5 protein-coding genes and 1 pseudogene are annotated in these 7,285 nt (G+C 33.4%); 1 reads left to right on the top strand and 5 read right to left on the bottom strand.

All coding sequences use genetic code 11. The features are described 5' to 3' along the window. Nucleotides 1-394 precede the first annotated feature (394 nt). From K5S59_RS30350 to K5S59_RS26750, 5 genes and pseudogenes are all read right to left on the bottom strand, one after another. Nucleotides 395-877, bottom strand: a pseudogene (locus K5S59_RS30350) (sulfotransferase family 2 domain-containing protein); the annotation flags it as partial. 786 nt (nucleotides 878-1,663) lie between these two features. Then, entirely contained in the window at nucleotides 1,664-3,931 is a 2,268-nt protein-coding gene (gene gshAB, locus K5S59_RS26765; protein ID WP_000425291.1) for a bifunctional glutamate--cysteine ligase GshA/glutathione synthetase GshB, read from the bottom strand. A 74-nt stretch (nucleotides 3,932-4,005) separates the two neighbouring features. Continuing rightward, entirely contained in the window at nucleotides 4,006-4,278 is a 273-nt protein-coding gene (locus tag K5S59_RS26760) for a hypothetical protein (protein WP_000264853.1), read from the bottom strand. A gap of 166 nt (nucleotides 4,279-4,444) precedes the next feature. Then, nucleotides 4,445-5,278 carry an S-formylglutathione hydrolase gene (fghA, locus tag K5S59_RS26755; protein WP_000053341.1) on the bottom strand — a complete coding sequence of 278 codons (834 nt, stop codon included), beginning with the start codon at nucleotides 5,276-5,278 and terminating at the stop codon, nucleotides 4,445-4,447. 4 nt (nucleotides 5,279-5,282) lie between these two features. Then, entirely contained in the window at nucleotides 5,283-6,398 is a 1,116-nt protein-coding gene (locus K5S59_RS26750; RefSeq protein ID WP_000842153.1) for an S-(hydroxymethyl)glutathione dehydrogenase/class III alcohol dehydrogenase, read from the bottom strand. Nucleotides 6,399-6,520: 122 nt separating this feature from the next. Here K5S59_RS26750 and K5S59_RS26745 point away from each other — a divergent pair, with 122 nt between their 5' ends. Next, entirely contained in the window at nucleotides 6,521-6,877 is a 357-nt protein-coding gene (locus K5S59_RS26745; protein ID WP_000234699.1) for a winged helix-turn-helix transcriptional regulator, read from the top strand. The last annotated feature ends 408 nt before the right edge of the window (nucleotides 6,878-7,285 follow it).

Here is a 7,285-nt window from a genome sequence, read left to right as displayed (position 1 = left end):
CTTTCTAGCTAGCTTTTTAGAAAGAATAACGTTTTTTGTCACTTGGGGGTAGTGAAAATTCTTAAGTTGATGGGCATGGGGTACCGCCAGCATTTCGGAAAAAAACCACGCTAAGAGAATATATATAAGAAAAGAGCCAGAATTTACCCCGCTAAGAGTAAATCGGCTCTTTAATATATAAAGGATGCACAGAAAAACCTAGAGGGGTTCAGCCGAGATACTTGTAGAAATGGGTCATAATCATACATTATTTTACAAATACATCTTATCTTGAAGGTATATGGATTATATAAAGTTAAAAATATAGTGTTAAACCCAAAAAAACACCATAACAGTGTTCACGGTGTTTTCCATATTAAAAATAAGACTATTATTTAAGTACTCTGAAACTGATTCATATTGTAGAAATATCCATTTTAAGATAATGATACGCTTCAAAATCTTCATTAAATATATCTGTAACTAATTTTATAGCCTCCGTATCATAAAAGCTCTGATATGTCGGCAGCCGAGGGAAAGATGGATCTGTAATGTCAGCTTCAGCGTAGTTTCCCTTATGAATCATCTTAGGCGCCTGATGATGCCATGATCTCGTTAATGTGTCTAGTGGGATAGTCTGTAAGTTATATTTGTTTTCTATTTTTGAGATTTCATTAGAGAAATTCTCTAAATATATATAATTGGTTACAAACTCTTCTTCTCCTTGAATATATTGTTGTGAATAGTGTGGATTAAGATAGTCAGAATCTGCCCCATTCGCGTGAAGATAATGTAAAAAATGTTTAAATGATTTTTTCTTTTTGCATGTACTGTCGTTATAAATAAACTTTCTAATAGGTTCCCACTCTGGATTTTCTATACCTGGTGGAGCAATAAGGGGTCACCATACCCAAAAAAGAAAATTGTACATTTAGACAAAATTTAGACACATTTAAACTGATTCCTGTACGTTAAGGAACCGATTACTTAGTTTACTACTTTTTTTAAAGAATCAAATAGTGAAAATTTCGTGGAAATTTGCTTAACGTAAGTTTTATATCAACTATTACGTTGGAGTACAGCCAAGGTACGTGTATTATCTACTATGAAAATCAGGAATATTTAAAGTATTCTAAGAAGAAGAATTGAGTGATAAGCTACGTTAACTACTTGATATCTTAACTAAGTAAATTATGTATTTAATGTATTCAAGGTAGTGCAATGAGAAGGTATCGAATAACCTTGCTTGGATAAACCGTGTCTCTTAAGAGCTCCTTAAGGCGCGTCCGTTACCTTGAGGGCAACGAACGGTTGTAGACTTCGATGTTGCAAGGATCGTTGTCAAACAAATTGTTTACATGTATTCAATGTAAAACTCTTATTAAATTAAGGTTTTTACTCCTAAGTATAGATAACATGTATATCTCGTCTGTATCCCTTTTTGACTTGCTCTTGATTGACCAAATAAGTCAAAATACCTTTCTAAATTTCCCTCTGATATTCCCCTATTTTATCTTATTCAAACTTGCATTCCAATAACCCATTTCTCATACGCCTGTTTCTAAAATAATAATTTAAATTGGGACCTCTGAGAGATCCCAATTAATTAAAAAGTAATGTCTCCTCTTGTTACATCATTTACAATTTTTATACTAATCCCTCTAACATCTCGAAGACTTCTAAATTATTTTTTTGGTAGTTCAGGGAATAAATAATGTAATATACAGATGGTCAAACGTCTGGATTTGCCTTTATACGGATATATATGCATATACATCGATGGATTAAAGTTTGCCTCAATAATTCCATAAGCATTTTTATTAGCTGCAGGAACTTCTGTATTTTCAATAATCAAATCAATACCACTAATATTTGCTCCAAGTGCCGACACAGCATCTACGGCAATTTTCTTATAATCATCGGGAATTTGATCTGTCATATCAATTGAGTCTCCACCTGTACTGACATTAGAATTTTCTCGCAGAAAAACAATTTCATCACTTGTTGGAATAGAATCTTTTCGATACCCTTGAGCTTTAAGCATTAGGACCTCTAATTCACCTAATTGTATATTTTCTAAAGGTGTTCTATGGTCCATTCCTCTTAATGAATTCAGGTTCTTTTGAGCGACTAACTCTTCAATCGTATGTGAACCGTCTCCTATAACATTGGCAGGAATTCGTAATAAAACGGCAGAAACTTTGCCATCTAGCACAAAAAATCGATATTCTGTTCCATTAATAAATTCTTCTATTAATACTGATGAGTCCTCTTTAAATGCTATTGTGAGTGCTTTTTGATAGTCTTCGTAACTTGCTCCGTTTTCTTTAAAGATAGATATTCCTAAACCATAATTTGTTGTTTTTGGTTTAACGACAAAAGGCTTTCCTGCAAATATATCATAGGAACGTAAGGCTTTTTCTATATCACTAAATTCCTCACCTATTGGTACACGAAATCCATGCTGTTGAAGAATTTTCTTTGTTACTGTTTTATTTTCCATAATTAATGGTGATATATAACTATCTTTACTTGTCATATTCCCATTTTTCACATATTCAACATGATTTCCTAACTGTAGTTTTAAAAATTGATCTTGTCGATCTAAAACGTCTACTTGTAATCCTTGTTGAATAGCATCAAACATTAAAATTTGTGTAGACAACTCCATGTCAGTAAATCCTGATAGTTGATATGGTTTATCCCATGCTTTTTTATAATTTTCTTTAGCAATACGGGAAGCTACCTGACTTTGACTACTTTTTATAATCTCTTTATAAAGTCTTCCAGCTAAAGTCTTACTTGGATCTGTTAGCATTTCTCTCAAGTTAACAAATAAGGTATTCGAAACAGTTATGTCTAACAGCCCTGTTAAATGTTCCATCTCATCAATAATACGCTCAGCATCTGTTTTAAATTGCGTATGTTCTAACGGATGTTCAAGAGCCACTAAATTATTTTGAAAATCACCGATTTTTACCCATTCATCATTATTATCGTCTTGATCAATCCAGAGTAAATAGATGAGGAAAAGATGTAGAAATTCTGCTTGTTCATGGCTAATTCCATATGTTTCAAAAGGATTTAAATCTAGGTTTCTTAATTCAATATAACGAATCCCATGATTTTTTAAATCTGAAACTTGAGGACCGCCCCTTAAACGGACAGATGCATAAAATTCTTTTTCTTCTAATAAAACCCCTTTACTTACCAGCGAAGAAAGATCAGATATATAGTTCTGTAAACTACTATAGGATACTTGAACATCATTTTCATTACTATAACCATATTTACTATTTCTAATGCTTCTTACGGCGTCATTTAAAGGATTTATTTCAAAGAAATTCTTTTCACTACTAGGAGAAGCACCGAAGAAATAAGTTATTAACCATCGATAGTGTAAATAATTCCTTGTGACTTTCAGATAAATTTCTGTTTTAAATTGATGATAATCTTTTATTTCTGATTGTAATTCAAATAATGCCTGAATCAAATTATCGCTAAATTCAAAATTGTAATGAATACCACTAATCATTTGTTTTCGTCGACCATAAGAATTAGATAAATATCGACGATATAAAACATTTTCATGATTATTAAGTTTCGCAATAACAATATCTTCTTCTTTTTCGGGCAACTGTGGTGGCATGCTTAATGGCCAAAGCATTTCGTTATTTCCCATAGAACGATAGGCAACATCATGGATAGCTGCTAAATAATTAAATAAATCTCCTAGTGTCTCAGTAACTGGTGTGATTAATTCCATTTGTGTTTCAGAGAAATCTCGCTGAATATAAGGATGTTCATCTCTTACTGAAATACTTTTGGGATGTTCCGTTTTAGCTAAACTTCCTGATAGGTCAACTCGTTGACTTTCTTTTTCAACTCCAAAACGTGCTTTTAATAAATATGGTTTAATACGGTCATTGTTTAACATTTTTTTCATTTCCATACAAACTGTACCTCCCATCAACTCAAATATTTGATATAGAAATAGCTAAAATTATAACCATTATTTTTTTGAATTTAGCATTTGGATATTAATGGCCAAAGCATTTTATTCTTATCCACGGAAAGAGAAGGGATTTCACGAATAGCTGCTAAGTAATTAATCATGTCTTCTAATGTTTTAGTATTAGGCTGAATATATGATCTTGTATCTCTTATCGAAAACGGTTTAGACGTTTCAGTTGAACTTTCAAATAAGTCAACTTGTCGATTTTCCTTTTCAATCTCATAACGAGATTTTAATAAGGATGGTTTAACACGGTAATTAAATAACATTTTTTTAATCCACATGAACTCTTCCTCCCAATTTATTTGTTTTTACAAACTATATAATATGACAAAATATAACAATCAAAAGCACCCACATCTCTACATGCGGATACTTTTGTTACTATATTTTGCTGTAAACTTAAATACTTCATATGCCATTGGAAGTGGGTATTGTTGTAAATAAGAATCATCTTAAATACTTCATATGGAAAGAGAAATGCTCATTTAAGAAAGTGGAAATAAAGAAGTAGCTATGATCATAGCCCTCCATTTTTTTATAAGTTACCATTTGACTATTTTTTTGAGCGTTCTCTAAGAAAATATGTTCTTCCAATTGTTTCGGATAAAACTCGTCTTGACTACCTTGCATAATAAGAATTGGTGGAATAGTAGCTTCTTTAATTAATTCTGAAGCATCCCATTCTTTCCAAGAATCTTTGTCTTCACCTAAATAAGAGGTGAAAGCATTTATTCCCCATGGTACTTGACTAGGAGTTAAGATTGGAGAAAAAGCAGAAACCGCTTTGAATCTCTTAGCATTTTTCAAACCGATCACTAAAGCCCCATGTCCTCCCATTGAATGCCCCATTATGCTTTCTTCACCTGAAAAATTAGGTACTATAGTCGAAGCAATGGATGTTAATTCATCTACGATATACGAATACATTTTATAATGCTGTGCCCAAGGATCCTGGGTAGCATTTAAATAAAAACCTGCCCCTTGTCCAAGATCCCATGCTGCAACATCAGAAACGTATTCTCCACGTGGTGAAGTATCTGGCATAATCACTGCAACTTGATGTTTTTCAGCCAAACGTTGAAATCCACTTTTTTGACTAAAATTATCATCTGTACAAGTTAAACCAGATAACCACCATATAAGTGGAATTTTTTTCTTTTCTTTATTTGATGGTAAGTAGATACTAAATTTCATATCACATTGCAAGACTTCGGAATAATGGCTATACTTACGTTGCTCTCCTTCGAAAGAACGATGTTGTTCAATACATTTAAGACTCATTATCTCACTCTCCGTAAGTTAAAATCGTACGAATGGATTCACCTTTGTGTAATAAGTCAAATGCCGCATTGATGTCTTTAAATTCTAAATGATGAGTAATAAATGAATCTAAATCAATATCACCATGCATATAATCTTCGACCATTTCTGGAAGTTCAGATCTTCCTTTAACTCCACCAAAGGCTGATCCACGCCATACTCGGCCCGTTACTAATTGGAATGGACGAGTATGGATTTCTTTACCAGCACCAGCTACTCCGATAATAATACTTTCGCCCCAACCTTTATGACATGCTTCAAGAGCGGATTTCATTACTTCAACATTACCAATACATTCGAAGCTATAATCCACGCCACCATCTGTCATTTCGACTATAACTTCTTGAATTGGGCGATCATAATCTGCAGGATTCACAAAATCAGTCGCTCCCATTTTTTTAGCGAGTTCCCATTTTTGGGGATTCAGGTCAACTGCAATAATTCGGCTTGCTTTTGCTTGAACCAATCCTTGAATAGCTGCTAATCCAATCGCTCCTAAACCAAATACAGCTGTTACAGCTCCTTCTTCAACTTTTGCAGTGTTGTGTACAGCACCAATACCTGTAGTCACACCACATCCTAATAAAGCAACTTTATCTAACGGAGCGTTTTCATCGATTTTCGCTAAGTTAATCTCATTAACAACTGTATATTCACTGAATGTACTAGTTCCCATGTAATGATAAAGGGGCTCTCCATTATAAGAGAAGCGAGTTGTTCCATCAGGCATTAAACCTTTACCTTGTGTTTCTCGTACAGCACTACATAGGTTTGTTTTACCAGAACGACAGAATTTACATTCTCCACATTCAGGTGTATATAGTGGAATAACATGATCCCCAGGTTTTACTGAAGTAACTTCATCACCTACTGAAACGACAACACCAGCACCTTCATGGCCTAATACAGCAGGAAATACTCCTTCTGGGTCGTCACCTGATAATGTAAAAGCATCTGTATGACAGACAGAAGTATATAGTATTTTTACTAATACCTCTTTTGCTTTTGGCTCTTCTACATCGATTTCTACGATTTGAAGTGGCTCCCCTGGCTTAAATGCAACAGCAGCTCTACTTTTCAATTGAATCCCTACTTTCTTTTTTTATTGTTTACACCACTAAGATTACACTTTATAATTTTAATTACAATACTGACAAATTTGTCACTATAAACATTTTTTTCGCGAGAGGAAGGTCAAAAATTATGGTTATTCATTATAAGGACAAGGAATTTTTCACTGGAAAAGATTTAGCTTTATCTGTGATAGGAGGGCGTTGGAAAATAGCAATTATATGGTGTTTGTTACAACGTTCGCCATTAAGATTAAGTGAAATACAAAAAAAGCTGCCTGAAGTTAATCAACGTATGTTGATTAGACAATTAAGAGAATTAGAAGACGATAAAATAATTACTCGATGTGTATACCCCGTAGTGCCTCCTAAGGTTGAGTATGAACTTAGTGAAATTGGTCATCAACTAGAGAATGTTGTAACAGCCATCTGTGATTGGGGAGATGACTTTAGTGATTTTGTAGAAAAAGATTCGGACGAACTTAGTTGAAGAAACAAGTAAATATCGATTCATTAAAAATAGTGCGTAATTGTATGACTTAATCCATAAATTTGCATACAAAAAACCGATAACTTTGCATCGAATGCTGTAAAGTCATACGTAACGACTAGTTAAGATAATTAACGAAAATATACGCTAAGTAAATTTCGACATAAAATGAGCCGAATTTCCTACTCTAAGGGGTCCCGCCACATGCCCATCAACTTAAGAACGAAAACAAAATGAACTTTCGTTCAAACAAACTAAAAAACACGTAATGTACTTTTGGTATTGAAAAGTACACACACCAAATAAACTCTAACGAGTTTCATTTTAAAAATTATGCAGCTTTCTTTTGTTTTCCAAACCCATTATACTCATAGACAACACCCATAATATCAAAGATAGTTTTCTTCT

It is taken from the genome of Bacillus sp. BML-BC051, from assembly GCF_019656175.1.
GTDB lineage: Bacteria > Bacillota > Bacilli > Bacillales > Bacillaceae_G > Bacillus_A > Bacillus_A mobilis.
This window is presented reverse-complemented; position numbering and strand designations above follow the sequence as displayed.